The organism is Micromonospora maris AB-18-032, from assembly GCF_000204155.1.
In the GTDB taxonomy this organism is placed as follows: Bacteria; Actinomycetota; Actinomycetes; order Mycobacteriales; family Micromonosporaceae; genus Micromonospora; species Micromonospora gifhornensis.
Genome location: NC_015434.1, coordinates 4,211,206 through 4,232,540 on the forward strand (window position 1 = coordinate 4,211,206; position 21,335 = coordinate 4,232,540).

Below are 21,335 nucleotides of genomic sequence, written 5' to 3' on the forward strand. Positions count from 1 at the left end.
CGGTCCGCTGCGATCATCGACGCCGGTCGGGTGAGCGGCCCTCACCCGGCCGGGATGAAGCGTGCCTGCCCGCGCCGTCTTGCGATCCGGGCCGATCGTTTCGTTCCCGGTAGCGGTGGGAAGGCCACCGACGAAGCCCGAAGCAGCACACCAGCGGAAGCGAGGTGTCAGCATGCGCAAGCAGATGGAGGGCGACAACCAGCGGCGGCGGGCGCTGGCCCGGCAGGCCCGTGAGCGCGGCCGGCAGGCCGCCGACACGGGCGCCAGCCTGAGCGCGTCGAAGCAACTCACCCATCTCGACCAGTCCCGACGGTCCGGCCCACCGGCGGCCGGTCAGCGCCACAAACCGAACACCACGCGAGGTGGTCCCGCTCCGCCGTCGGCCGGTGTCCCGCAGACCAGCCGACCGCTGCCCGAGGCGGGCGTGGGCAACCCCGGCGTCACCACCATGGGCTACCAGGATCTCGTCGCGGACGTCGGCCGGCGAGCCGGCGTCGACTTCCGCACCGCGAAGGTGGGTGTGGAGTCGACGGTGCTCGTGCTGGCCTGGGCGCTGGGCACGGCCGAGCGTCAACGTCTGCTGGCGGCGGTGCCGGCGTCGCTGCACGACGTCGTGCCGGTCGACGGCATCGAACGGCGCGAGGATCTGCCCGGCTTCCTGTCCGAGGTGGGGCGGATCAGCGGCCGCAGTCCTGAGCAGGCCCGTTACCAGGCCGAGGCCACCCTCGCGGCGCTCGCCGAGCGCGACGGGGACCTGGTCGAGTCGCTGCACGTGCCGGACCAGTTGCGGGAACTGCTGGAACCGATGGCCGTCGGCGGTGGCCTGGTCGGCGCCAGTAGCGCCACCGCGCCGCTGACCGGCTCGGAACTGGCCGCCGCGCTCGATGCTCTGCCGTACTGGTCGGGCGACGACGAGGTGCTGACACGCACCCTTGAGCTGCCGTCGGACAATCTCGACCGGGTGCTGGACCGGCTCGACCAACTCCGCGTCCAGACCGGTCGGGGACCGCGTATCGGCCGGGCGGACCCGACCACGGCGGTGCTCACCGTCCGCACCGGTAATGCCGGTGGGGTGACCGCGCTGGATGTCGATCTGGCCCACACGATCGACGCCGCCATCGACGAGGCGGGCGCGGGCCTGAACGCCGGCTGAGCCGGCGTCCGGCCGGATCGAGCGGGCCGGTGAGGCGGGCAGCAGGAACGAGGCCGGTGGGCACCCCGTCCACCGGCCTCGTGGCCTGTCCGTTCTGATCACCGCACCGGTCCGTACCGGCTCAGTGCGCCCAGGCGGGCACCTCCGGCGAGGTGCTCTCCAGCGGCACCGCATCGGCCGGCACGAGGCCCAGTTGGGCCGCCGAGCGGGGCAGCGCCGCGTCCAGCACCCAGTCGGCGCTCACCCTGGCCCGGTTGCCGGGCATGGCCAGCAGGTGGTAGCCGCGGGTGACCGCCTTCGCCGGCAGGCCGGACAACGGCACGTTGAGCGGGTTGGCCGCGGCCTGCTTGCCGCCCAGATCGACCACCCAGCCCAGGTCGTGGTGCTTGTACGGGCGACGACGGCCCTGACCGTAGGAGGCGGCGATGTTGTGCGCGGCGAGCCGGCCCTGGCGCTGGGCGTGCTGCGCGGTCATGGTGCAGATCTCGCCCGGCCGGGTCAGATCCGGCACCGCGGCGGCGTCACCGCAGGCGTACACCTCGGGGAAGCCGGGGACGTTGAGGTACTCGTCGACGACCAACCGCCCCTTCTCGGTACGCAGACCCAACTGCGCCACGAACGGGTCGGGGCGTACCCCGACGCACCAGACCAGCGAGCAGGTGGGCACGTACTCCCCGTCGGTGAGCTTGACGCCGTCGGCGGTCGCCACCGCGACGGAGGTGCCCATCCGGACATCCACACCGCGTCGGCGCAGCACCCGGTCCGCGGTGCGCGACATCCGCCGGTCCAACTCGGGCAGCACCCGCGGCGCGACGTCCAGCAGCATCCACTTCGGGCGGATCTTCAGCCGGGGTCGCTGGCTGGCGAGTTCATCGGTGAAGAGCTGCCCGTGCGCGGCCACCTCCGTACCGGTGTAGCCGGCACCGACCACGACGAAGGTCGACCGGGCCTGCTGCTCGGCCGGGTCCGTCGCCTGCTCGGCCAGCTCGATCTGCCGGATCACGTGGTCGTGCAGGTACAGCGCCTCGGGCAGGCCACGGAAGCCGTGCGCGTACTCGGTCACCCCGGGGATCGGCAGAAGCTTGTTGACGCTGCCGACGGAGAGGATCAGCCGGTCGTACGCCAGCCGGTTACGGTCCCCCTCGGGCTGGGTGAAGCCGACCCACCGGTTCTGCAGATCGACGTGATCGGCCTCGCCGATGACCACGCGGACGTCGCCCAGCGTGCCGGTCAGCGGCACGGCGATCCGGCCGGGCTCCACCACACCCGCCGCCACCTCGGGCAGCAGAGGCAGATACAGGAAATAGTCGGTCGAGTTGAGCAGGACGATCTCGGCCCGGCCGCGGGCCAGCCGGCTCAGCGTCTTCGCCGCGTGGTAACCGGCGAACCCGGCTCCCACGATCACCACACGAGGTTTCGTCATCTCGGACCGGTTCCCGTGGATGACTGAGACAAACGTCCACGCCGGCCCGGTCACCCTCCGGCGGACACCTGCGGCAGCGGCAGCTGGAGCAGGGCGGTCCCGCGCAGGTCCAGGAAGGCTCGGTCCGGCGCGCGGACCAGTCGCATCATCACCTCGGCGCAGGTCGGGCAGCGCACCACGAGCCCCGGTGCGTGCGAGTAGACCCGCAGGGCGGCGACCGGGCCGGTGGTGCCGCAGTGGGCGCATCGGCCGGTGGCCGTGCTCACGTCGACCGCGAACACCTCCCCCAACGGGCCGTCGAGCATGTTGCCGTCGACGTACGGCAGCGTGGTCATACCGGGCCTCCTTCACTCAGCCGCTCGGGCGGCACTCAGCCGGTCGGGTACTTCCTCAGCCGGTCGGGCCGAAGCGTTCGGTCCGCACCAGGCGGGCCGGGTGTCCCAACCCGACGAGCAGGTCGGCGACGGTCTCCACGAACCCGGTGGGGCCGCAGACGTACACCCGGGGTTCCAGCTCCGGCGGCCAGCCGTGGGTGTTGACGTCGGCGAGGCCGATCCGGTGCGGCCGGTCCGGCCACTGTTCGGGCGCCTCGCGGGTGTAGACGTACGCCACGTCGAGGCCGGCATCGTCACGGACCCGCTGCCGCAACTCCTCGGCGTAGAACACGTCGTCCGGGGTGCGTACGGAATAGATCAACCGGAACGGGACGCGACTGCCCGCCGCCCGGCGGGCCCGGATCATGGCCATCAGCGGCACCACGCCCGACCCGCCGGCGACCAGCAGCACCGGTTCGGTCTGCTGCGGTCGCCAGATGAACCAACCGCCCAGCGGCCCACGAACCTCCACCGGGTCGCCCACCTGATAGCCGTCCACCAGGAACGGCGACACCTCGCCGTCGGGCACCCGCTGCACGGTCACCTCGATCCGGTCGCCGTCGGCGGGACCGGCCAGGGAGTACGAGCGGGCCGCCTGGTAGCCGTCGGGGGCGGTGAGGCGGATGTCGACGTGTTGGCCGGGCAGGTGGCCGGGCCAGTCCGGCACCTCGAGCACCAGGGTCTGCGCGGTCGCCGTCTCGACCCGGCGGCTGACCAGCCGAGCCGGCTGCCAGCGCATCCGCGCGCTCAATCGCCCTGGTACCGCTGCTCACGCCACGGGTCACCGTAGTCGTGATAGCCGGCGGTCTCCCAGAACCCGGGGGTGTCCTCGTGGCCCAGGTGGATGCCGCGCACCCACTTGGCGGACTTCCAGAAGTAGAGGTGCGGCACCAGCAGCCGGGCCGGACCGCCGTGTTCGGCGGGGAGGTCCTCCCCGTCGAAGGTGTGCACCAGCCAGGCCTGCCCGTCGAGCAGGTCGTCAAGCGGCAGGTTGGTGGTGTAGCCGCCGTAGCAGTGCGCCAGGGCGTAGTCGGCGGCGGTGTCCACGTCTTCGAAGAGGGTGTCCAGCGACACCCCCTGCCAACTGGTGCCGAGCTTCGACCAGCGGGTGACGCAGTGGATGTCGACGGTCGGCGTCTGTTGAGGCAGCGCCATCATCTCGTCCCAGCTCCACCGGTGCTCGGTGCCGGTCTCGGTGGTGATGACGAACTCCCAGGTGTCACGCGGCACCTTCGGCGTGGGACCGGCGGAGAGCACGGGGAAGTCCGGTGTCAGGTACTGCCCGGGCGGCAGATCCGGGGCAGCGGAACGCGGCCGACCCGAGAAGCCCGGCGTGATGATTCCCACCGCTCAGTCCTACCACGCCCGAAAGTACGCCGGGCCTGCTTCGCAGGCCGGCCCGGCGTGTCCGGTCACCGTCGTTCGGTGACGACCTCCTTCGACCCGGGTACGACGTTGCGGGTGGCCCGCAGGCTGGTGATGGTGACGATGATCAGCACGGCGACGATGACCATCAGGGATATCTCGGTGGGGATGATCGGGACGCTCTCCCAGATGCCGTGCGCCCAGTGCAGGCCGAGCTTGACGCCGATGAAGGCCAGGATGATCGCCAGACCGTAGCTGAGATGCACCAGCCGGCTCAGCGCCGCGTGCAGCACGAAGTACAGCGCCCGCAGGCCGAGCAGGGCGAAGGCGTTGGTGGCGAAGACGAGGTACGGGTCCTCGGTGATGCCGTAGACCGCGGGCACCGAGTCGACGGCGAAGACCACGTCGGTGGCGAGGACCGCCACCACCACCAGCGCGAGCGGAGTCAACGCCCGGCGACCGTCGACCCGGACGGTCATCTTGGTGCCGTGGTACTCGTTGACCACCGGCATGAACCGGCGCAGCAGGCGCACCGAGCGCATGTTGGCGATGTCGACGCTCTGCTCGTGGCCGGTGAAGGCGTCCCGGAGCAGTTTGGCCGCGGTGAACAGCAGGATCAGCGCGAAAATCAGGAAGGCGAAGTCGAGCGTCTGCAGCGCCGCCGCGCCGAGGGCGATGAAGATGCCGCGCAGCACCAGCGCACCGGCGATGCCGAACAGCAGCACCCGCTGAGCGAGCACGCTCGGCACCGCGAAGGCGGCCAGCAGCAGCATGAAGACGAAGAGGTTGTCGACCGACAGCGACTTCTCGACCAGGTAGCCGGCGAGGTAGTCGATGCCCTCCCGCCTGCCGTACTGCGACCAGACCCAGGCGCCGAAGGCCAGCGGCAGGGCTATGTAGAAGGCGGACCAGCCGAGTGCTTCCTTCAGCGACACCTCGTGCGGGCGCCGGGTCACCACGAAGTCGAGCACCAGCAGCGCGATGACTCCGGCAATGGTGATCGCCCAGAGCGAGGGCGTGCCGATTGACTGCAAACCGGCAGCTACGTACGACATTTCGGACATTTGGGGCCTCCTCGAACACCGTGTCATGTTCGAGGTCTCCTTCACCCACGGAATCGTGGGCAACCACCCGAGGCGCACCCTGGGCACGCCGTACTGACCGGTATGGTTCGTGGGAAGTACTCCCCTCGTCCCGACAAGGTTAGGACAGCCCGAACCGGCCCGCCAGGCGGGGCGGGCGGGTCGCGTCACACCGGCGCGGAAGCGAGCCCTTATCGTGACCGAGATGACCGCTGAGCTGCCGACCGGCCCGTTGACAGGCGTACGCGTGATCGAGCTGGCCGGCATCGGACCCGGCCCCTTCGCCGCGATGATGCTCGCCGATCTCGGCGCCGATGTGATCCGGGTGGACCGGGTCGGCGACGTGGACCCGAGCGGCTTCGGCACCCCGCACCCGGACCTGCTCAACCGGGGGCGTCGCTCGATCGCCGTGGACCTCCGGTCGACCGACGGCCGGGAGGTGGCGCTGGCCCTGATCGGCGACGCCGACGCCCTGATCGAGGGTTTCCGCCCGGGCGTGACCGAACGGCTCGGCCTCGGCCCGGCCGACTGCCACGCGGTCAACCCGCGACTGGTGTACGGCCGGATGACCGGCTGGGGGCAGGACGGCCCGTACGCGCCGTACGCCGGACACGACATCACCTACCTGGCCCTGACCGGCGTCCTGCACGGCATCGGCCGGGCCGCAGAGCCGCCGGTGCCCCCGCTCAACCTGCTCGGCGACTTCGGCGGCGGCGGCATGATGCTGGCCCTGGGCGTCGTGGCCGCGCTGTACGCGGTACGCGGCGGCGCGGCCGGTCAGGTGGTCGACGCGGCGATCGTGGACGGCGTCGCGGTGCTCAGCACCCAGATTCACGCGCTGCGCCGGCTGGGCATGTGGCAGGACCCTCGGGGGGTGAACCTGCTCGACGGCGGCGCCCCGTTCTACGACAGCTACGAGTGCGCCGACGGCCGGTACATCGCCGTCGGCGCGTTGGAGCCGAAGTTCTACGACGAACTGGTCCGTCGCACCGGTTTCCCGCTGCCGCCCGACGAGGCGCCCGACCGCACCGACCCGGCGAACTGGCCGGCCCTGCGGGCTGCCTGGGCGCGGCTGTTCCGCACCCGGCCCCGGGACGAGTGGGCGGCCCTGCTCGCCGCCTCCGACTCCTGCCTGGCACCGGTGCTCGACTGGCAGGAAGCACCGGAGCACCCGCAGCTGGCCGCCCGGCGGACCTTCGTCGTCCACGACGGGGTACGCCAACCGGCACCGGCCCCCCGGTTCTCCGGCAGCCCCACCGCGGTACGTCGACCACCACCGTGGCCCGGTGAACACACCGACGAGGTGCTCGACGAGATCGGCTACCCGGCGGACCGGGTGGCGCAACTGCGGGCCGCCGGCACGGTCGGCTGAGCCCGCCCTGCCCGGCATCGTGCCGCCGTGACGTGCCGGCCGTCGGTCAGCGGCGGCGCAGGGTGGCGCCGGGGGCCATCGCGGGCTCGACGATGTCGCGGTAGTCGCGGGGCAGTTGCACGACCAGCTCGTCGAACTCGCCGCCGGTCACCGCCTCACGGATGGTGATGAACACCGCGCTGATCACGCCGCGGGCCGCCGACTCGTCGATCTGGGCGCGCAGCGCCACCCGGGCGACGAACTCGCCGGCGCCGAAGCGCTCCGCCGCCTCGGTGGCGGGTGTCGGTCGCAGCGGCAGCCGCAGCGGCTCGGGCAGTTGAACGGCCAGATCCAGCACCTCGCCACCGGTCAACCGGTCGGCGAGCGTCGCCAGGGTGGCCTCGATCAGCTCCACCGCCCGCTGCGAGGACGTGCTGGTGCGCTGGGCGACCTGATCGACGAACGTGTCGTAGTTCATCGCGTACCCCCTCGCCGCGCGGTTACCCGCGGCGACGCGCCGGAAACGGCTGCCGGTTTTCCCGCTTGCGGCGCGTGACACCGGCTCGGCCGGGTAACCGCGCCCGGTCGTGGCGGATCGAAGCCGGGAGGAGCCGACACCATGGCGAGTTACGCCGACGTACTGCACTACCTGTCCAGTTTGGACTATCCCGCCGGCAAGGACGACGTGCTGCGGGAGGCCGAGCGGGAGGGAGCTCCGCCGGACGTGCTGCGTGCCCTGCGCGCGTTGCCACCGGTGGACTATGCCAACGGCCCGGAGGTGGCCCGCTCGGCGGGCATCGAGGCAGCTCCCGAGGTGGACGACGCACAGCGCGCCGCCGCCGGCCGGGACAAGCGTCATCAGCGGGTCTCGCAACACCTGCGCAGCATCTGAAACCGGCGGCGCGGCGGCCGGAGCGTCAGGAGGGCGCCCCGGCCACGAACCGCGACCGGCGGCGCCCCTGAGTAGCCACCTGCCCTGGTGGTGTCCCGTCCGAACCGGTCGGGACCACCAGGCGGCCCACAGATCACCCGAACCGGGTGACTGCTGCTACCGCGAGAATCATACGACACGCATCAGCCGAACGGTCAGCAGGGGGTCGTCGAACGAATATCTCAGGCGGGCAGCTCCGCGTACCGGCGCTCCAGGTCGATCCGGGCCAACGCCCCGACCAGCCAGGCCAGCCGTTCCGACTCGCCACCGCCGGCCAGCACGGCGAGATCCTCGGCGGACCGGCCCAGCTTGAGCCGGCGGGCCGCGGCCAACGCCCGCCGGTCGGCCACCGGCGCCACCTCGCCCCACAGCGCCTGGACCTCGCGCAGGAAGAGTTCGACGACCGCGGCGTCCACCCCGGGAAGCGCGGTGAGCAACTCCCGCTCGCGGTCCGGGTCGTACCCGGCGGCGGAGCGCAGCCGCCGCAGGTCGCCCCGATACCGCTGCACCACGGTACGGGCCAGGTCACCCAGCAGGTCGGCCAGCGCGTCGACGTCACCGCGTTGACCGCGCTCGCGCAGCACCCGGACCAGGTCCTCGTGCAGTGCCCGGGCCAACCGGGCGGCGCTGTCCCACCCGGCGTCCGGCAGTGCGTGTGCGCTGTCCAGGGCCCGCCGGTAGTCGCCGCGGCGAGCCAGCAGGATCGCGAGGCAGAGCAGCTGGAACAGGCTGGCCGGATTGTTTGTCACCCGGAAGCCGTACTGCTCGGCGAAACCTCGACCGCTGCCGGCCAGCCGCCGTACCAGACGCTTCTTGTCCTCGATGGTGGACGTCGCCGTTGCCATGCCGGCTACTACCCGCGCCCGGGCCGCTCACGCCTGCGGTGGCGGCCGGTCAGTCCCGCCAGCCGCCGGCCCGGTCCCGGGCCTTGAGGCGGACCGTCGGCAGGGCCGGCGCGGGCAGCGGGGGATCCGGGTCCTCGGCGACCGTGCCGAACCGGCGGCCGGCCATCCAGTCCTCGCGGGCGGCGTGGATCTCCTCGTGGTTGCGACCGACGAAGTTCCACCACATCACCAGCGGCTCCTCGAAGGGGGTGCCGCCGAGCAGCATCAGCCGGGTGCCCGCCGCGCCGCGCAGGGTGAACTCGGTGCGTCCCGTGCCCAGCCAGAGCAGGGCCCCCGGGGCGACCCGTACGCCGTCGACCTCCGCCGCGCCGTCGAGGGCCAGCAGGGCGTACTCGAAGTCGGGCCGCAACGGCAGGCCGACCGGCTCGGTGCCGGCCAGTTCCAGCTGCGCGCCGACCAGCGGGGTGTGCACCCGGGCGGGTGACCGTTCACCCTCCAACTCCCCGACCAGCAGCGTCACGTCCAGCGCCCGGTCGCGCCAGCGGGGCAGCTGCGCGTGGTGGGCGAAGTCGGCCGGGCCGGAGCGGGCCGGGTCCGGCAGCGCCACCCACAGCTGCACGCCGTGCATCAGCGGCGGATGGTCGGCCGGCGACCGCTCGGAGTGGGCGATGCCGTGGCCGGAGGTCATCACGTTGAGCTGCCCCGGACGGATCGGTTGGACGCTGCCGAGGCTGTCCCGGTGCAGGATCTCACCGTCGAGCAGCCAGGTCACGGTCTGCAGGCCGGTGTGCGGGTGCGGCGGCACCTCCATGCCGGGGCGCTGTGCCACGTCGTCGGGGCCGAAATGGTCGACGAAACACCAGGCGCCCACCATCCGCCGGGTGCGTTGCGGCAGCAGTCGCCGGACCGTGGTGTAGCGGCCCAGGGGTACGTCGTGGCCGGGCAGCAGGACGCTGCCGGGATCGACGGTCGCCACCCCGGGCGGTCGGGTCTGCGCCGGCATCGACTCGGTAGGCTCCACGAGCCGACTCTACGCCGACCCACCTCGTCCTCGACGTGGCCCGACCGGCGTCACCCCCGGCGCACGGTGACCAGGTGTGCCCCGGCGACCAGGTCCAGGAAGACCCGGTCGACCGAGCGATCCCACTCCGGCGAGCCGAGCACCGTCCCCGCCGGAACCCCGTCGCGGCGCTCGTCGTACACCTGCACGTCGCCGGCCCCGGCGTTGGCCCGTACCCGCACCGGCGCGCCACCGACGACCGTGACGTCGAAGACGTTCACCCCACCGGTCACCCGCACCACGGCCGTGCCTCGGGTGCGGGGCAGCCGCAGTTCGGTACGGGTGGCACCACCGGCGAACTCCACACCGGACAGCCGACCCCCGGTCAGATCGAGTCGGCGTTCGGTGGTGCCACCGGTGATCCGTACCTGCCAGGTCACCCGGGCGTTGAGCAGCACCTTCACCTCCCCCGGCCCGTCCGCGAGCTGTTGCAACCGCAGCCGGAGCCGGTCGGCGGTCAACTCCGGGCGGGGCCGCGCGTCGGATTCGGCCGGGCTGGTGATGCGGTACAGCTCCTGGCCCAGGTCCGCCATCCGCAGCTCGAATCGGGTCACGCCGTCGACCAACTCGAAGGTGGCGCGCTCCCGGCCGGCCAGCGGCGCCGTCCGAACCTCCTCGGAGGTCTGCGCCGCCGCGCGGGCCGCGCCACCGAGCCCACCCGAGGATTCGGCGGTGACCTGCGGCTGAGGGCCTTCGCCGGTGAACACCCGACCGAGCCGGTGTGGATCGGACAGGATCACCACCACCGCGCTCGCGCCGAGCCCCAGCACCAGCACCGCGGCGGCGGCCAGCAGCCGCGCCCCGGCCGAGAAGGTCCGCCCGGCATCGCCGGACTCCGCGTCGCTCACGGCCGGATCCGCCGGTCGTCCGGCCACCGGCGCCGGCTGCGGGGTTGTCGGACAGTCCGCGCCCTGCGGTTGCTCGCCCATGCCACGTCCCCTTCCACGGTCCCCTACCAGCAGACACGCAGCAGAGGGCTGGTCGGATCAGCCAACGGCGAGGTCGAATGTCGCACAGCCGACGGCCGGTGCCCGCCGGAGAGGTCCGACGGGCACCGGCTACGGCGCGTCCGGGCGCTGCCCGGAGTGCGGGATCAGCGTGCGCCACCCGCCCCGAAGCGGTTGCGCCGCCGCCAGAGCATCGCGCCGAGCAGCATCACACCGCCCGCCGCGACGAGGCCACCGCCGACCTTCATCGGGGTGCCCAGGCTGCTGCCGGTGACCGGCAGGTGCGGCTTCTTCTTGTGCAGCACCCGCAGCTCGGTCGAGGCGCTGCGGTCCGACTCGCGCCCGGTGGCGGTGAAGGTGAGCAGACCGGTCACCCTCGGCGTGTACCGCCGGGTGAAGACGCCGGCGGCGTTCGTCCGGGCGGTGAAGCGGTCGACTGCGGCCGCCTGGAAGGCCACCGGTGTCATGGCGACCGTGCTGCCGTCGCTGCGACGTGCGGTGCCGGCCGCGGGCGCGGCGAGCGGCTGGGCCGTGACCACGATGTCGACCGTCTCGTTCGGCCCGAAGTTGCGGCCGGTGAGGATCACCGTCTCGCCGAGGAAGATGGTCGGCCGGTTCACCGTCAGCGTCGTCACCAGGTTCGGCGGGTACGGCGGTGGTTGAGGCGGATCGGTGACGGTGGGCGATGGCGACGGCTGCGGCTGCGCCGCCCCCGCCACGGCCGGCACGGCCACTACGGCCAGACCGACCGTGAGCGCCATGATGATGCGGGATAGCCGCATTTCTCGTTCCCTCCTACTGTGAACAGCTAGGTGCGGTAACAACTTGGGTGGTCCATGGGGTAGCCGTCGGGGTCAGCCACAGCTCGGCATCTCCGCTGTCCGTCTTGCCGGTGAGCAGGGAGACCTCCAGGGTCTTGCTCCCGCCCGGGCCGATCTCGACGTTCACGGTGGCCACCTGCCGACGCCGTTCGGTGCCGGTGGCCGTCACGGTCTCGTCCCCGTCGAGACGGATGTCGAGCACCGCCCCGCCGGCCGGCGCGTACACCGAGACCAGGGTGCGGACGGTGTACGGGTCCCCCGATCTGGCCAGACCGAGGACCGAGTCGCTGAGCCCGGAGGACGGTGCGGTGGAGCGCATCGTCACCCGCAGGCTCAGTTCGCGGCGGCCCTCGCCCTGGCATTCACCGACCGCCAGGTCGGCGCTCTGCCGGAGGTAGTAGCCGAGCTTCGCGCCGCTGCCGTCGTTGAGGAAGACGCCGACCGTCGGCACCGCGTCCTGTTCCGGAAGCGTCCCGGCCATCCGACTGTCGCCGAACGTCCGCTGTTCCTCCGGACGGGCACTCCAGAACAATATCCGGCGTTCTGCCACAGAACGGTCAAATGCCGATAGCAACCCACTCGGGGGAATCTTCCGCTCAAACAGGGCGTCGAACACGGAGCCGGCAGCGGCGGCGAAGAAGGCGTCCTGCTCGGCCGGTTCCATCCGCTGGTAGGTGTCGCTGAGCAGCGTCTTCACCGCGTTGTCGGCGGTCAACTCGACCCCGGCGGGCACCCGGACCGGGCCGGTCACCCGCAACAGGTACGACAGCGCCACCGGATCCACGGCGAGCACCCCGTCGACCGTGTCCTGCGCGCTACGGCGGTACATGTCGCGGTACAGCGCGGCAGCGGTCGGGAAGTGCGGGCTCAGGTTGACGTCGGCGGGATAGATGCCGGGCAGTTCGCCCCAGAGGGACCTCACCTCGGTCGGCACCTTTAGCGGTTTGGCGAAGGACCCGAGGCCCGCCGAACTGCCCTGAGAGCCCATCCTGAGCCGACCCTTGTTCGCCTCGATCAGGGCGTACGCACCGAACATGCCCCCGGTCGCGCGCAACTCGGCCAGGTTCTGCGACACCAGCAGATAGCGGCGTGGGCCGTCGGCCCCGAGCAACGGCGGCAGCAGCCGGCCGGCCCGGTCCGCGGCGGAGGTCAGGTCGGCGAGCCGGTCGATCTCGCCCCGCAGCCGGACCACCGCTTCGCGGACCTGGCCGATCAGCCGATCGTCGCGAATGGCGAGCAGGTCCGACCGGGTGCGCCGTACCGATGCGTCGACCTCGGCCAGTTGGGTGGCGACAGCCTGCAGGTCGGCGACGTCCAGCCGGCCCTCGCGGGGCACCAGGCCGCCGAGGTCGACCTCCAGCAGCGCCGGAAAGGCCTGCCGGGCCAGGTCGTCGATGGCGATGGAGATCTGCCGTACGGCCGAGAGGTTGGCACCGGCGTACGGCACCTGCCGGCCCAGCCACCAGCCGGGGTCGCCGGTGGCCCGGCGGGCCGCGCCCGACTGCTCCTGCAACGCGGCGAGCGTGCGCTGCGCGCGGGCGGTGTCCCCGCCGACCAGGTGGCTGCTCAACTCGCTGGCCAGGCCGGCGGCGTTGACCAGGTGGGCCCGGGCCTGCCAGGCCCGGAACCCCACCCAACCGCCGAGCGTGAGCACCAACGAGGTGACCACCAGCGAGGTGAGTAGGACGCGACGCAGTCGGGCACGCCGCCGTCGGCGGGATCGACTCCGCCGCCGACGCGGACTTTCACTGTCCGTCACACTTACCTCACTCCCAGCGATTTGGACAGAAGGCACCATAGTTCTAACAGGTAGTGACCGTTTTGCGACGTTAATCGCTCATTCAGCCCGAATGAGCTTTGGCTTCGACAGATCCGCTCCACCACGGGAACCGCCCACCGCGGCCTCCCGCAGGAGTCGCTCGATCCGATCAACGCCCCCGGGCAGCGACATCTCCCGCAGATACGCCTCCCGGCCGCGGCGGCCCATCTCAGCTCGCGCGGGCGGGGGTATCTGCGCGGCGAGCCAGAACCGGTCCGCCAGGCTGGCCCAGTCCTCCGGCGGGCAGGACAGTCCCGCCCGGGCTCGTTCCACGAGCGTGGCGGTGTCGCCGCCGGCCGAGGCCACCACAGGTGCCGCGCAGGACAGGGCCGCCGGGAGCTTGTCCGGCACGGTGCTGCGCAGCGCCGGCAGATCCCGCAGCATGACCAGCTGATAGTCGGCGGCCGCGTACAGCTCCGGCATGTCCAACGGCGAACGCCGGTCGACGAAGCGGATGTTGTCGGCGCGCAGCTCGGCGGCGAGCCCCCGCACCCGCCGCTCGTGCGCACCCGAGCCCACCAGGACCAGATCGATGGTGTTCTGCAGCGCTGCCGCCGCCCGTACCGCCGTCTCCAGCCCCTGCCGCGCGCCGATGGTGCCGGCGTGCATCACCACGCACCGCTCGTCGCGGCGGACCAGTCCCCGTGCGGCCGAGCCGGCCGGCGCGGGCCGGAAGATCCGCTCGTCGGTCCAGTTGAGCACCACCTCGACCCGGGCCTCATCGGCGCCGACCGCGACCACCGCGTCACGCAACGACGGCGTGCTCACCGCGATCGCGCTGGCCGCCTGGTAGGTCCTGGTCATGGCGGCGCGTACCCGGGCCGCCCAACGGCCGTCGTCGGTGTCGTCCGGCGCCTGCTCCGCCCACACGTCCGGCACGTGCAGCACGACCGGTATCCGGCCGAGCAGCCGCAGCAGCGTCGCCGAGGCGAACGCCGTCGCCGGCGGTTGATGGACGTAGAGGACGTCCACGTCGGCGAGGTAGCGTCGCCCGACCAGCCCGGCGCTGGCGGCGAAGGAGAGCCAGGACGCCATCCGGGGTCGGACACCCCCGTCACCCGTGCTGTAGCGGGGCACCCGGCGTACGGTCAGGTTGCGGCTGCGGGTCTCGTGCCGCCAGCGCTGCCGCCAGCCCGGGTAGACGTGACCGCCGGGATAGTCCGGAAACCCGGTGAGCACCCGCACCTCGTGGCCGCGCGCGGCCAGTTCCTCGGCCAGGCTGCCCGGGATGAACGCGGGCTCGGGCGGAAAGTGGTAGCTCAGGATGCCGATGCGCACCGGGACACCCCCGCCCCCGCCCGATCCGGCGCGGCGTCCGCGACGAGGGGCACCGCTGCTGCGTACGATGCCGGCAACCCCTCCTGGGACGGGTGCCGGTGGCGGCCGTCCTTCGTTGCGGCGCCAGCCTGTGCGACCGCCTCGTCGAGAGGGTTCCCGATGGTCAACGGAGTTCTGTTCGTCTGCCACGCCAACCTGTGCCGGTCACCGATGGCCGAGTACACCGCGCGGCGCATGCTCGCCGGGCTGCCGGTGACCGTGGCCAGCGCCGGCACGGACGCGGTGGCGGGACGTGCCATGCACCCGTACGCGGCGGCCGTCGTCGCCGAGGCCGGTGCGGATCCCGAGAGCTTCCGCACCCGACGGCTGGCGCCGGAGCACCTCACCGACGCGGTCCTGGTGCTGACGGCGACCCGGCGCCAGCGTTCGGTCTGTACCGCGATGGCACCGGCCGCGCTGCATCGGACATTCACCCTGCGCCAGTTCGGCCGCCTCGCCGCGGCCGTCGAGCCGCCGCTGACCGAGCAGGATGATCCGTTGGCCGCCGCGGTGACCGCCGCCACGCTGGCTCGGGCGCGGCTGCAACCCGCCTCGGGCGACGCCGACGACCTGCCCGACCCCGTCACCGGCACGCCTGAGCAGTTCCGGCGCTGCGCGGAGGAGATCGAACGGTCCCTGCGACCACTGGCGGTGCTCATCGGGACAGCCGGGTGAGTTCCTGGGTGTGGTCGACCGGCTCGGCAGGGCCTCGACGCTCGGCGTGCCGGCCGGCCGAGGAGCGCGCTGCCGCCGTCGACGCGGTGTCCGTCACCACTCGGTAGGCCTCGTACTGGTAGGCGTCGGTCTTGGGCACTCGCGCCATGTTGAGCACGCAGCCCAGCAGCCGGACGGAGACCGAGTGCAGGGCCCGGGCGGCGGCGGCCACCTGCGCCCGCGAGGTACGCCCCTGCTGGCTGACCAGCAGCGCACCGTCGGCCTGCACGGCGACCACCACACCGTCGGTGACCGCGAGCAGCGGGGCGGTGTCGATGATCACGATGTCGGCCGACTCGCGCAGCGCCAGCAGCAGATCCGACATGGCCTTGGAGCCGAGCAGTTCGCTCGGGTTGGGCGGTGCGGAGCCGCTGGGCAGTACGAGCAGGGACTTGTCGCCCCACCGCTGCACCACGTCGCCGACGTGCACGTCGCCGACCAGCACGTCGGTCAGCCCGACCCCGGAATCGACGCCCAGATAGTGGCCGACCTTGGGCCGACGCAGGTCGGCGTCGACCAGCAGCACCCGCCAGCCCGCCTCGGCCAGGGCGATCGCCAGGTTGCACGACAGGGTGGTCTTGCCCTCCCCCTGCAGGGCGCTGGTGACGGCGATGACCCGGGCCGGTTCGTGCACGTCGACGAAGCGCAGGTTGGTCCGCAGCTTGCGGACCGCCTCGGCGCGGGCCGAGGTCGCGGCGTCCCCGACGATCAGCGGGGCCACCCGGGCGCTGCCGTCCAGCGGGATCTCACCGAGCAACGGGCTGCCGGTGACCCGCCGCAACGCGGCGGCGTCGCGCAACCGGACGTCGGCCATCCCGCGCAGCACCGCCAGGCCGACACCGGCGAGCAGGCCGAGCAGGGCCCCGATGACGGTGTTACGGACCGGCTGCGGGGAGACCGGGCTGGGCGTGACGCGCGGTCCGCTGACCACCTCGATCTTGATGGGACCGGCGGAGCCGTCCGGCTTGGCCTCGACCTTCTGGACGAGTTCCACGAAGTTCGCCGACAGCGCCTCGGTGACCCGCAGCGCCCGCGCCTGGTCGGTGTCGGTCACCGAGGCCCGCAGCAGCACGGTGCCGTTCTCGGTGGAGGTGCTGACCCGACGCTGGATCTCCTCGGCGGTCAGCCCGACCTGCCGATCGGCGGCGGCACTCTGCGCCAGGCGGTCGCTGGTCAGCAGTTCGGCGTACGACTTGACCCGCTGCTGGAGAAACAGGCCGCCCTGGTAGGCGTCGGTGACGCCCTGGCTCGGGGTGGTGACGAAGAAGGTGACCGAGGCGACGTAGCGGGGCTGCGCCCGGACCGTGATCAAGGCGGTCACCCCGAGCGCCACCATGACGGTGACCAGGACGATCCACCAGTGCTGCCGCACGAGGCGCAGCTGGCGCAACAGGTCCATCAGGCACGCCTCCGGATCGGCCCGGTAACGCCAAAGAACTTCACGAAAACCCCCAAGGTCGACCGAATCTCGTGAAACCATTAAAGCGGCTTATGTGGCCTGTGTCCGGAGTTAGGCGTTTTCCTGGCCGTGACCCGCTCCCCCACTGTCCAACCGGACCGAGCGTCCGTCGGAATCGCCCTCGCGCCGGAAAAGATGCGGTTTCCGCAGGGAGACATCGACGAGCGGCTGCCGGGTGGTGTCGCCCGTTCGCCGCCCTCGCGCCCGCCGTCGCCAGGGGATAAGGTCGTGGCCGGTGTGCCGGGAAGTCTGGTCGGCGATGAGACCGTTACGCCCCGATCGACAGGTGGAATCCGCGCATGACCGACCACAACCCACGCCCGCCACACCGCGGCGTGCGCCGCCTCTTCTCCCGCACCTCCTGGCCGGAGGCCCGCTTCCTCGCCGACGTCCTGCGTACGGAGACCGTCGGCGGCGTCCTCCTGCTGGTCGGTGCGGTGATCGCGCTGATCTGGGCGAACTCCCCGTGGGGGGACGCCTACACCGAGCTGGGGCGATGGGTGCCGTGGCCGGGCGGCTCGACGCTGCACCTGGACCTCGACCTCGCCACCTGGGCCGCCGACGGTCTGCTGGCGGTCTTCTTCTTCGTGGTCGGCCTCGAACTCAAACGCGAGTTCGTCGCCGGCGAGCTACGCGACCCACGCCGGGCCGCGCTGCCGGTCGTGGCGGCGGTCGGCGGCATGGCGCTGCCCGCGCTCATCTACCTCGCCGTCAACTTCACCGCCGGTGGCGAAGGGCTGCGTGGCTGGGCGATCCCCACCGCGACAGACATCGCCTTCGCGCTTGCCGTACTGGCGGTTATCGGGGCGTACCTGCCGCAGGGGCTGCGTGCCTTCCTGCTCACCCTGGCCGTGGTCGACGATCTGCTCGCGATCACCATCATCGCGATCTTCTACACCGACGACTTCAACCTGCTCCCGCTGCTCGGCGCCGTCGCGCCCATCGCGTTGTTCGCGCTGCTCGTGCAGCGGCGGCGCACCTGGTGGTGGGCGCTCATCCCGTTGGCGCTGATCGCCTGGACCCTGGTGCACTCCTCCGGCGTGCACGCCACGGTGGCCGGCGTACTGCTCGGCTTCACCGTGCCGGTGCTCGCCGGCAGGAGCCGCGACGGCCGCCCCGTGCCGGGCCTCGCGGAGCGCCTGGAACACACCTGGCGACCGGTCTCGGCCGGCTTCGCCGTACCGGTGTTCGCGTTCTTCGCCGCCGGGGTTTCGCTGCGCGGCGCCGACCTGGGTGCGGTGGTCAGCGATCCGATCGTGATCGGCATCGTGCTCGGTCTCGTGGTCGGCAAGACGGTCGGCATCCTCGGCTCCACGTTCCTGCTGGCCCGGTTCACCCGGGCCCGACTCGACGAGGACATCACCTGGTCGGACCTGCTCGGTGTGTCGCTGCTGGCGGGCATCGGGTTCACCGTCTCGCTGCTCATCGGCGAACTGGCGTTCGGTGCCGGGAGCGAGGCGGGCGCCAACGTCAAGGCCGCGGTGCTGACTGGATCGCTGATCGCGGCGCTGCTGGCCAGCGTGGTCCTGGTCCGCCGCAACCGGGTCTACCGGATGATCGCCCTCAAGGAGCAGGTCGACCTCGACCAGGACGGCGTGCCGGACGTCTACCAGCGGCCCGGCGACTGAGCCTCCCGCGCCCCGATCATCGGGCCGCTTCCCGGCGCCTGTCGACCTGCTGTTGTCCCTGCTCGATCTCCTTGCGCAGGACGTAGTTCAGGCCGGTACGGATCGCCGCGACGGCGGCGAGCTGACCGATCTGCCCGAACGTCGGCGACAGGGCGGTCCGCAGGATGTCCGCCGCCAGTTGGAACTCCAGGCCCAGCACGAGGAACCGGCTCAGGGTCAGCCGGATCCGGGTGAACATCGCGGTGTCGCGGTGCCGCAGCCCGTCGACCAGGAACTGCCGCACCGCCCAGGCCACCCCGGCGACGATCACCACCACGCCGACGAACTCGACCGCGGTCACCACCAGCTGGTGACCGCGGTCGAGCACCCCCGCGACGTCCACCTCGGCGCCTTACCCGGCCGGCACCCGGGTAGTCGGTGCCGGGGCGGCCGTTCAGAGCAGTTCGCTGAGCGCGTCGATGATCAACCAGATGCCACTGATCGCGAACAGCGCGGCGGCGCCGTACTTGATGGTCCGCTCCGGCAGTTTCCGGCCGAGCAACCGGCCGACGATGATGGCGAGCGCGTCGGCGGCCACCATGCCGACCGTCGAACCGACCCAGGTGCCGAACCAGCCGTACTGGGTGGCCAGGGTGATCGTGGCGAGCATCGTCTTGTCGCCGAGTTCGGCGAGGAAGAACGCGACACCGACGGTGAGCACCGCCGACTTGCCGCCCCGGGCGGCCTTGCGCTTGTCCTCCTCGGTGAGGCTGTCACCCCGCAGGGTCCACAACCCGAAGCCGATGAAGGCCGCACCCGCCAGCAGCGAGATCCAGCCGGTCGGCAGCGCCGAGCCGAGGCCGTACCCGATGGCCACCGAGGCCAGGTGCACCACGGCGGTGGCCACGGTGATGCCGATCAGAATCGGCATGGTGCGATATCTGGTGGCGAAAGCCAGCGCCATGAGCTGGGACTTGTCTCCCAGCTCCGCAACGAAGATCACGCCGAAACTGACGGCCAGCGCGACGAGGAACCCCTCCATGACGTCCTTCCGGATCAGGCCGGGAGGAGGTACGGGGATGCCCTCGACCCGGCTGTACAGCCTGGTCGAAGGTCTCGCCCGCCTCGCTGCGCGAGGCCTCGTGGCCGGATGCGGAACGCACCAGTATGTCGACCACGATGTTGAGGGCTACTCCCCTTCGCTGCGCCCAGCCTAGCCGACCCCGCCACGGTCGGACGACCGGGTGGGGTGGCTGACGGCGGGAGCCCGGGCGGACGGGTCGCGGCACCGGCTCGGACGGAGTCAGTCGGCACGGGCCAGGGTCACCCCGAACAGGCCGTCCGGGTCGGTCCAGAACCGGTACGCGGGCAACCCGGCCGCGGCCAGTTCGGCGGCGATCCCCTCGGGGCGGAACTTCGCCGACACCTCGGTCCGCAACTGCTCACCGGCGGCGAAATCGACAGCCATGTCCAGCACCCGGACCCGCATGGGTCGTTGCGCCCGCAGTCGCATCTCGATCCACTCCTGCTCCGGATCCCAGAGCGCGACGTGGTCGAACGCCTCCGGATCGAAGTCGGCACCGAGTTCCCGGTTGAGCACCCGCAGCACGTTGCGGTTGAACTCGGCGGTCACCCCCGCCGCGTCGTCGTACGCGGGCACGATCACCGACGGGTCCTTGACCAGGTCGGTGCCGACCAGGAACCAGTCCCCCACCTCCAGAGCGGCCCGCATCCGGGCCAGGAACTCGGCCCGCTCGGCCGGCAACAGGTTGCCGATGGTGCCACCGAGAAAGATCACCAGCCGTCGCCCACCGGCCGGCAGCCGATGCAGGTCACGGGTGAAATCACCGACGATGCCGCGTACCCGCAGCCCGGCGTAGTCGGCCGCGAGCGCGGCGGTGGAGCCGCGCAGCGCGCTGACCGACACGTCCAGCGGGACGAAGGTGCCCAGACCGCCCCGACGGGTGAAGGCGTCCAGGAGCAGCCGGGTCTTCTCCGACGACCCGGACCCGAGCTCGATAAGCGTCTTCGCGCCGGTCAACTCGGCGATCTCGGCCGCGTGCTCGGCCAGCACGGCCCGCTCGGTCCGGGTCGGGTAGTACTCCGGCAGCTGGGTGATCTCGTCGAACAGCTCGCTGCCCCGAGCGTCGTAGAACCACTTCGGGGGCAGCCACTTCGCCTCGGCGCTCAGCCCCACACGGACGTCCCGACGCAGGCTGTCGGCGACGTCCCGGTCGTCCAGGTGTATCTCCAACGGTTCGGCGCTCATCTGCTTCCTTTCGGTGATGCTTGTCGGTTCGTCCCGGTGGTGCAGGGCCCGGCGAGCGCCCGCTGGCGCACCGTGGTCGCGGTGGCCCGGACGAGCTGGCCGTCCGGCACCTCTCGCCAGCCCGGTTCGTCGTCGTGCGGCTCGGAGGCGAGCAGCACCGATGCGGGTGTGGTCCGCAGGGACAACGCGTGCCCGACGGTCGTGGCAACCGCCGTGTGCCCGTCGGTGAGCAGCAGGTTGAGCCGGGAACCGGGGGCGGCCGCGGCGACCCGGGTGACCGTCTCGGCGACCGCCTGCTCCGGCGCGACGCCCGCGCGCAGCCGGTGCCGCACCAACGCCCACAGCAGCGCCGAGTCGGTCGTCGCGTCGAGCGTGAGCAGGTCGCGTACGGGTAGCTCGGCGGCGAGCGGCACCATCGAGTCCGGCCAGCCGCGCACCACGCCGTTGTGGCTGAACAGCCACCGGCCCTCGGTGAACGGGGCGGCGGCCCCGTCGATCACCGCCATGCCGACCGTGGCGGAACGCACCGCGGCCAGCACCGCCGTGGTCGAGGTGACCGCCGCGAGGTCGGCGATGGTCGGGTCGCTCCAGATCGGCTGCGCCCGCCGGTACCGCACCGGCGGGCCGTCGCCCGGATACCAGCCGACACCGAACCCGTCGGCGTTGATCGTCCCCCCGCCGCGCATGTCGCGGGGGGCCCAGGACTGACGCAGCAGCGAGTACGGCGGATCGAAGAGCACCTCGCGCAGGGTCACCGGTGGTCCCAGGTAGACCAGGTGGCGGCACATCAGCCCACCG

Annotated in this window: 22 protein-coding genes; 5 read left to right on the forward strand and 17 right to left on the reverse strand. The window is 72.1% G+C overall.

The window, feature by feature from the left end; genetic code table 11:
* The first annotated feature begins 172 nt into the window (after window positions 1-172).
* The gene (locus tag VAB18032_RS18640; RefSeq protein ID WP_013734441.1) at window positions 173-1,153 is read left to right on the forward strand and encodes a 4a-hydroxytetrahydrobiopterin dehydratase; all 981 of its coding nucleotides are present in this window, start codon (window positions 173-175) and stop codon (window positions 1,151-1,153) included.
* Between the two features lie 121 nt (window positions 1,154-1,274).
* On the opposite strand, the gene VAB18032_RS18645 is transcribed toward VAB18032_RS18640, so the two are convergent.
* The 5 genes from VAB18032_RS18645 to VAB18032_RS18665 form a co-directional block, all read right to left on the reverse strand.
* Window positions 1,275-2,576: an NAD(P)/FAD-dependent oxidoreductase gene (locus tag VAB18032_RS18645; protein WP_043721240.1), complete on the reverse strand. Its 1,302-nt coding sequence runs from the start codon at window positions 2,574-2,576 to the stop codon at window positions 1,275-1,277.
* 50 nt (window positions 2,577-2,626) lie between these two features.
* Entirely contained in the window at window positions 2,627-2,911 is a 285-nt protein-coding gene (locus VAB18032_RS18650; RefSeq protein ID WP_013734443.1) for a DUF6510 family protein, read from the reverse strand.
* A gap of 55 nt (window positions 2,912-2,966) precedes the next feature.
* Window positions 2,967-3,689, reverse strand: a complete 723-nt coding sequence (locus tag VAB18032_RS18655; protein WP_013734444.1) for a ferredoxin reductase — start codon at window positions 3,687-3,689, stop codon at window positions 2,967-2,969.
* Window positions 3,690-3,697: 8 nt separating this feature from the next.
* Window positions 3,698-4,288 (reverse strand): sulfite oxidase-like oxidoreductase, encoded by a 591-nt coding sequence (locus VAB18032_RS18660; RefSeq protein WP_193386326.1) that lies wholly within the window; start codon window positions 4,286-4,288, stop codon window positions 3,698-3,700.
* Window positions 4,289-4,362: 74 nt separating this feature from the next.
* The gene (locus VAB18032_RS18665; protein ID WP_013734446.1) at window positions 4,363-5,379 is read right to left on the reverse strand and encodes a TerC/Alx family metal homeostasis membrane protein; all 1,017 of its coding nucleotides are present in this window, start codon (window positions 5,377-5,379) and stop codon (window positions 4,363-4,365) included.
* Between the two features lie 223 nt (window positions 5,380-5,602).
* On the opposite strand from VAB18032_RS18665, the gene VAB18032_RS18670 reads away from it, so the two are divergent.
* Window positions 5,603-6,769 carry a CaiB/BaiF CoA transferase family protein gene (locus tag VAB18032_RS18670; protein WP_043724923.1) on the forward strand — a complete coding sequence of 389 codons (1,167 nt, stop codon included), beginning with the start codon at window positions 5,603-5,605 and terminating at the stop codon, window positions 6,767-6,769.
* A gap of 46 nt (window positions 6,770-6,815) precedes the next feature.
* Here VAB18032_RS18670 and VAB18032_RS18675 read toward each other — a convergent pair whose 3' ends face one another.
* Window positions 6,816-7,226, reverse strand: a complete 411-nt coding sequence (locus VAB18032_RS18675) for a DUF2267 domain-containing protein (protein WP_013734448.1) — start codon at window positions 7,224-7,226, stop codon at window positions 6,816-6,818.
* A gap of 141 nt (window positions 7,227-7,367) precedes the next feature.
* Here VAB18032_RS18675 and VAB18032_RS18680 point away from each other — a divergent pair, with 141 nt between their 5' ends.
* Window positions 7,368-7,640: a DUF2795 domain-containing protein gene (locus VAB18032_RS18680; protein WP_013734449.1), complete on the forward strand. Its 273-nt coding sequence runs from the start codon at window positions 7,368-7,370 to the stop codon at window positions 7,638-7,640.
* Window positions 7,641-7,861: 221 nt separating this feature from the next.
* Here VAB18032_RS18680 and VAB18032_RS18685 read toward each other — a convergent pair whose 3' ends face one another.
* The 6 genes from VAB18032_RS18685 to VAB18032_RS18710 all read right to left on the reverse strand — a co-directional run bounded on the left by VAB18032_RS18685 (window position 7,862) and on the right by VAB18032_RS18710 (window position 14,449).
* Window positions 7,862-8,524 carry a hypothetical protein gene (locus VAB18032_RS18685; RefSeq protein WP_013734450.1) on the reverse strand — a complete coding sequence of 221 codons (663 nt, stop codon included), beginning with the start codon at window positions 8,522-8,524 and terminating at the stop codon, window positions 7,862-7,864.
* A gap of 49 nt (window positions 8,525-8,573) precedes the next feature.
* Window positions 8,574-9,545 carry a pirin family protein gene (locus VAB18032_RS18690; RefSeq protein WP_013734451.1) on the reverse strand — a complete coding sequence of 324 codons (972 nt, stop codon included), beginning with the start codon at window positions 9,543-9,545 and terminating at the stop codon, window positions 8,574-8,576.
* A 50-nt stretch (window positions 9,546-9,595) separates the two neighbouring features.
* Window positions 9,596-10,513, reverse strand: coding sequence for a hypothetical protein (locus tag VAB18032_RS18695; protein WP_013734452.1), 918 nt, complete (start codon window positions 10,511-10,513; stop codon window positions 9,596-9,598).
* Window positions 10,514-10,677: 164 nt separating this feature from the next.
* Window positions 10,678-11,313 (reverse strand): hypothetical protein, encoded by a 636-nt coding sequence (locus tag VAB18032_RS18700; protein WP_013734453.1) that lies wholly within the window; start codon window positions 11,311-11,313, stop codon window positions 10,678-10,680.
* Between the two features lie 13 nt (window positions 11,314-11,326).
* On the reverse strand, window positions 11,327-13,021 hold the full coding sequence (locus VAB18032_RS18705; protein ID WP_013734454.1) for a DUF4012 domain-containing protein: 1,695 nt from the start codon (window positions 13,019-13,021) through the stop codon (window positions 11,327-11,329).
* Window positions 13,022-13,189: 168 nt separating this feature from the next.
* On the reverse strand, window positions 13,190-14,449 hold the full coding sequence (locus VAB18032_RS18710) for a glycosyltransferase family 4 protein (RefSeq protein ID WP_013734455.1): 1,260 nt from the start codon (window positions 14,447-14,449) through the stop codon (window positions 13,190-13,192).
* 159 nt (window positions 14,450-14,608) lie between these two features.
* On the opposite strand from VAB18032_RS18710, the gene VAB18032_RS18715 reads away from it, so the two are divergent.
* A complete protein-coding gene (locus VAB18032_RS18715; RefSeq protein WP_013734456.1) occupies window positions 14,609-15,163 on the forward strand; it encodes an arsenate reductase/protein-tyrosine-phosphatase family protein in 555 nt (184 codons plus the stop codon).
* On the opposite strand, the gene VAB18032_RS18720 is transcribed toward VAB18032_RS18715, so the two are convergent.
* Window positions 15,144-16,601, reverse strand: a complete 1,458-nt coding sequence (locus VAB18032_RS18720) for a tyrosine-protein kinase domain-containing protein (RefSeq protein ID WP_013734457.1) — start codon at window positions 16,599-16,601, stop codon at window positions 15,144-15,146. The genes VAB18032_RS18715 and VAB18032_RS18720 overlap by 20 nt on opposite strands.
* Window positions 16,602-16,960: 359 nt before the next feature.
* On the opposite strand from VAB18032_RS18720, the gene nhaA reads away from it, so the two are divergent.
* The gene (gene nhaA / locus VAB18032_RS18725) at window positions 16,961-18,289 is read left to right on the forward strand and encodes a Na+/H+ antiporter NhaA (RefSeq protein ID WP_013734458.1); all 1,329 of its coding nucleotides are present in this window, start codon (window positions 16,961-16,963) and stop codon (window positions 18,287-18,289) included.
* A gap of 16 nt (window positions 18,290-18,305) precedes the next feature.
* On the opposite strand, the gene VAB18032_RS18730 is transcribed toward nhaA, so the two are convergent.
* The 4 genes from VAB18032_RS18730 to egtC form a co-directional block, all read right to left on the reverse strand.
* Window positions 18,306-18,671, reverse strand: a complete 366-nt coding sequence (locus VAB18032_RS18730; RefSeq protein ID WP_013734459.1) for a DUF1622 domain-containing protein — start codon at window positions 18,669-18,671, stop codon at window positions 18,306-18,308.
* A 51-nt stretch (window positions 18,672-18,722) separates the two neighbouring features.
* Window positions 18,723-19,310: a TMEM165/GDT1 family protein gene (locus tag VAB18032_RS18735; protein ID WP_013734460.1), complete on the reverse strand. Its 588-nt coding sequence runs from the start codon at window positions 19,308-19,310 to the stop codon at window positions 18,723-18,725.
* A gap of 261 nt (window positions 19,311-19,571) precedes the next feature.
* Window positions 19,572-20,537 (reverse strand): L-histidine N(alpha)-methyltransferase, encoded by a 966-nt coding sequence (egtD, locus tag VAB18032_RS18740; RefSeq protein ID WP_013734461.1) that lies wholly within the window; start codon window positions 20,535-20,537, stop codon window positions 19,572-19,574.
* Window positions 20,534-21,325, reverse strand: coding sequence for an ergothioneine biosynthesis protein EgtC (gene egtC / locus VAB18032_RS18745; RefSeq protein WP_050814631.1), 792 nt, complete (start codon window positions 21,323-21,325; stop codon window positions 20,534-20,536). The genes egtD and egtC overlap by 4 nt, the downstream gene beginning before the upstream one ends.
* Window positions 21,326-21,335: the final 10 nt, after the last annotated feature.

What these genes read in the sequence shown, in the direction of transcription:
- VAB18032_RS18640 (WP_013734441.1), top strand. Translation starts at nt 173, where the DNA reads ATGCGCAAGCAGATGGAGGGCGACAACCAGCGGCGGCGGGCGCTGGCC.
- VAB18032_RS18645 (WP_043721240.1), bottom strand. Translation starts at nt 2,576, where the DNA reads ATGACGAAACCTCGTGTGGTGATCGTGGGAGCCGGGTTCGCCGGTTAC.
- VAB18032_RS18650 (WP_013734443.1), bottom strand. Translation starts at nt 2,911, where the DNA reads ATGACCACGCTGCCGTACGTCGACGGCAACATGCTCGACGGCCCGTTG.
- VAB18032_RS18655 (WP_013734444.1), bottom strand. Translation starts at nt 3,689, where the DNA reads ATGCGCTGGCAGCCGGCTCGGCTGGTCAGCCGCCGGGTCGAGACGGCG.
- VAB18032_RS18665 (WP_013734446.1), bottom strand. Translation starts at nt 5,379, where the DNA reads ATGTCCGAAATGTCGTACGTAGCTGCCGGTTTGCAGTCAATCGGCACG.
- VAB18032_RS18670 (WP_043724923.1), top strand. Translation starts at nt 5,603, where the DNA reads ATGACCGCTGAGCTGCCGACCGGCCCGTTGACAGGCGTACGCGTGATC.
- VAB18032_RS18675 (WP_013734448.1), bottom strand. Translation starts at nt 7,226, where the DNA reads ATGAACTACGACACGTTCGTCGATCAGGTCGCCCAGCGCACCAGCACG.
- VAB18032_RS18680 (WP_013734449.1), top strand. Translation starts at nt 7,368, where the DNA reads ATGGCGAGTTACGCCGACGTACTGCACTACCTGTCCAGTTTGGACTAT.
- VAB18032_RS18685 (WP_013734450.1), bottom strand. Translation starts at nt 8,524, where the DNA reads ATGGCAACGGCGACGTCCACCATCGAGGACAAGAAGCGTCTGGTACGG.
- VAB18032_RS18695 (WP_013734452.1), bottom strand. Translation starts at nt 10,513, where the DNA reads ATGGGCGAGCAACCGCAGGGCGCGGACTGTCCGACAACCCCGCAGCCG.
- VAB18032_RS18700 (WP_013734453.1), bottom strand. Translation starts at nt 11,313, where the DNA reads ATGCGGCTATCCCGCATCATCATGGCGCTCACGGTCGGTCTGGCCGTA.
- VAB18032_RS18715 (WP_013734456.1), top strand. Translation starts at nt 14,609, where the DNA reads ATGGTCAACGGAGTTCTGTTCGTCTGCCACGCCAACCTGTGCCGGTCA.
- VAB18032_RS18720 (WP_013734457.1), bottom strand. Translation starts at nt 16,601, where the DNA reads ATGGACCTGTTGCGCCAGCTGCGCCTCGTGCGGCAGCACTGGTGGATC.
- nhaA (WP_013734458.1), top strand. Translation starts at nt 16,961, where the DNA reads ATGACCGACCACAACCCACGCCCGCCACACCGCGGCGTGCGCCGCCTC.
- VAB18032_RS18735 (WP_013734460.1), bottom strand. Translation starts at nt 19,310, where the DNA reads ATGGAGGGGTTCCTCGTCGCGCTGGCCGTCAGTTTCGGCGTGATCTTC.
- egtD (WP_013734461.1), bottom strand. Translation starts at nt 20,537, where the DNA reads ATGAGCGCCGAACCGTTGGAGATACACCTGGACGACCGGGACGTCGCC.
- egtC (WP_050814631.1), bottom strand. Translation starts at nt 21,325, where the DNA reads ATGTGCCGCCACCTGGTCTACCTGGGACCACCGGTGACCCTGCGCGAG.